The sequence below is a fragment of the Dietzia sp. CW19 genome (genome assembly GCF_014145265.1).
Taxonomy (GTDB): Bacteria; Actinomycetota; Actinomycetes; order Mycobacteriales; family Mycobacteriaceae; genus Dietzia; species Dietzia natronolimnaea.
Genome location: NZ_JAALEE010000022.1, coordinates 1 through 1659 on the forward strand (window position 1 = coordinate 1; position 1659 = coordinate 1659).

Annotated in this window: 3 protein-coding genes; 2 read left to right on the forward strand and 1 reads right to left on the reverse strand. The window is 70.9% G+C overall.

Annotated features, from left to right (window positions below):
• On the forward strand, positions 1-203 hold a 203-nt coding region (locus G6021_RS00810; protein ID WP_182639349.1), incomplete at its 5' end, for a metallopeptidase family protein.
• Positions 204-278: 75 nt separating this feature from the next.
• Here the strand turns inward: G6021_RS00810 and G6021_RS00815 are convergent.
• Positions 279-590 carry a WhiB family transcriptional regulator gene (locus tag G6021_RS00815; protein WP_241736366.1) on the reverse strand — a complete coding sequence of 104 codons (312 nt, stop codon included), beginning with the start codon at positions 588-590 and terminating at the stop codon, positions 279-281.
• A 260-nt stretch (positions 591-850) separates the two neighbouring features.
• On the opposite strand from G6021_RS00815, the gene cofD reads away from it, so the two are divergent.
• A partial coding sequence (gene cofD, locus G6021_RS00820; protein WP_182640469.1) for a 2-phospho-L-lactate transferase occupies positions 851-1659 on the forward strand: 809 nt, incomplete at its 3' end.

A 1659-nucleotide genomic window follows, 5' to 3' on the forward strand; every position in this document is an offset into this window, starting at 1 on the left:
TCGCCCGGCTGGTCCCCGCCGGCGTCGACCGGGCCGGCCAGCCCACGCGGGCCCGGTTGGTCCTGTTCCGCAGGCCGCTCACCCGCCGGGCACCCGGCGGGGACGACCTGAGGGACCTGGTCTACTCGGTCCTGGTGGAACTCGTCTCGCAGCACCTGGAGATCTCACCGGACGAGGTCGAAGCCGGCCCCAACGAGAACTGACCACCCCGCGGGGTGGTCAGGAAGGTGCCGAGCAGGCGCCGTCGAGAGCCCGGATGTCACCGGGCCCTGACGAACTCACATCACGGCCTCGCGCTTGATCCGCCGACGCTCGCGCTCCGACAGTCCGCCCCAGATACCGAAGCGCTCGTCGTTGGCCAGCGCGTACTCGAGGCACTCGGTCTTGACCTCGCAGCCCGTGCAGATCTTCTTGGCCTCGCGGGTCGAACCACCCTTCTCGGGGAAGAACGCCTCGGGATCGGTCTGGGAACAGAGGGCCCGGTCCTGCCAGCTCTCCTCCTCGTCCTCCACGAAGAGCGCACCGGTGCCGAAGTCGACCAGGGTCAGCTCGGGTCCCGCTGCGGTGCGTGACTGTCGATCCACGGTCATCCCCTCGTGTTACGTTGCTCGTCGCTCGTGCGTCTGCCCGGCCCGGCGTGCCGCTCCGATACGAATGACACACCTGTGATTACACACATGCGAGTCGCCCAGGTCAAGCGAAATCGCGGATACCTAGCATTTTCGTGCGCCGGTCCCACGAGTGACACGCCGCGGATCGTGTGGCGTGGGACACCCCCGCGAGTCGGGGTGGGGTCCGAACACCCGGCCACCCGGGCCTCACCGCCACCCCGTCACTAGTCTGGGTCGACGTGAGGATCTGTGTATTGGCCGGTGGCGTCGGTGGCGCCCGTTTCCTGCTCGGCGCACGTCGACTTCTCGGGCTGGACCCCGCGTCCGGGGCCGCGGACACCCCGCTCCCCGGAGGCGACCCCGTCCACGGCCTCGACGCGGTGGTCAACGTCGGGGACGACGCGTGGATGCACGGCGTCCGGATCTGCCCCGACCTCGACACCTGCATGTACACCCTCGGCGGGGGCATCGACCCCGAACGCGGATGGGGTCACGCGGGCGAGACGTGGAACTGCCGCGACGAACTCGCCGCCTACGGGGTCCAGCCCGACTGGTTCGGTCTCGGGGACAAGGACCTGGCCACCCACCTGGTCCGCACCCAGATGTTGGGCGCCGGCTACCGGCTGACCGACGTCACCGAGGCGCTGTCCACCCGCTGGTCCCCCGGCGTCCGCCTGTTGCCGGTGACCGACGACCGATGCGAGACGCACGTCGTGGTGCCCGACGACTCCGCCGACGGGTCGGGCTCGAAGGCGATCCACTTCCAGGAGTGGTGGGTCCGGCACCGCGCGCAGCTGCCCGCCTCCGGATTCGTGCAGATCGGCGCCGAGGCCGCCCGGCCCACCGAGGAGACGCTCGAGGCCATCGAGGCGGCCGACCTCGTCGTCGTCGCCCCCTCCAACCCCGTGGTCTCCGTCGGCGCGATCCTCGCCGTCCCCGGGATCCGCGCCGCACTGCGTTCCACCTCCGCGCCGGTCGTGGGGGTGAGCCCTGTGATCGGTGGCGCGGTGCTGCGCGGGATGGCCGACGCGTGCCTCACCGCGATCGG

Excerpts from the sequence above, each read along its gene's own strand:
- G6021_RS00815 (WP_241736366.1), bottom strand. The coding sequence starts at position 590 with ATGACCGTGGATCGACAGTCACGCACCGCAGCGGGACCCGAGCTGACC.